1 protein-coding gene is annotated in these 786 nt (G+C 66.3%); it reads left to right on the top strand.

All coding sequences use genetic code 11. The annotated features are described in order from the left end of the window. A partial coding sequence (locus tag ACLD7X_RS17395) for a 50S ribosomal protein L25/general stress protein Ctc (RefSeq protein ID WP_411424948.1) occupies window positions 1-606 on the top strand: 606 nt, incomplete at its 5' end. Between the last annotated feature and the right edge of the window lie 180 nt (window positions 607-786).

The raw sequence follows: 786 nt of genomic DNA, 5'->3' as shown, positions 1-786 counted from the left end.
TTAGGACTGACGGCCATGGCTGGCATTTTGTTGAACGTCGAAGTGCGTGAGCGCACCGGCACCGGCGGCGCGCGCGCTGCGCGCAATGCGGGCCTCGTCCCGGCCGTGCTCTATGGCGGCCCGCGCGGCTCCATTCCGATCAGTCTGAAGCTGAACGAAGTTCAAAAGGCGATCCGCTCGGGCAAGTTCCTGTCTCACCTGATCGAGATCGAGCACAAGGGCGAGCGCCAGCCGGTGATCCCGCGCGACGTGCAGTTCCACCCCGTGACCGACCGCCCGGTGCACCTCGACCTGCAGCGGGTTGAGGAAGACGAGATCGTCTCGATCGAAGTCAATGTCCGCTTCATCAACCATGAAGCCTCTCCCGGCCTGAAGCGCGGCGCGGTTCTGAACGTCGTGCGCCACGCTGTGGAGCTGGACGTGCCGGCCGGAAAGATCCCGGACGAGCTGGTGATCGATCTCACCGGTCTCGACATCGGCCACGTCATCCACATCTCGTCTGTGACATTGCCGGAAGGGGCAAGGCCCACGATCAAGGATCGGGACTTCACTGTCGCCACGATCGCCGGCCGCGGCGGCCCTGCGGGCGGCGACGACGCCGCCTGATCGGCGGCGCGCCCAGGCAAATCAGTCAGAAGCCCCGGCCGCAGCGCCGGGGCTTTTTCCTTTCAGCGCTCCACGGCGGCGCGCCCCTTGCCCCATGCGCCGCACGCGGCCACATGGCTGCGTCATGATGATCCTGATCGGCCTTGGCAATCCGGGCGCGAAATATGCGCGCAACCGGCA

The organism is Aphanothece microscopica RSMan92 (assembly GCF_046613545.2).
Lineage (GTDB): Bacteria > Cyanobacteriota > Cyanobacteriia > PCC-6307 > Cyanobiaceae > NIES-981.
The sequence above is the reverse complement of the archived record's forward strand: the minus strand, read 5'-3'. Positions and strand labels throughout refer to the sequence as shown.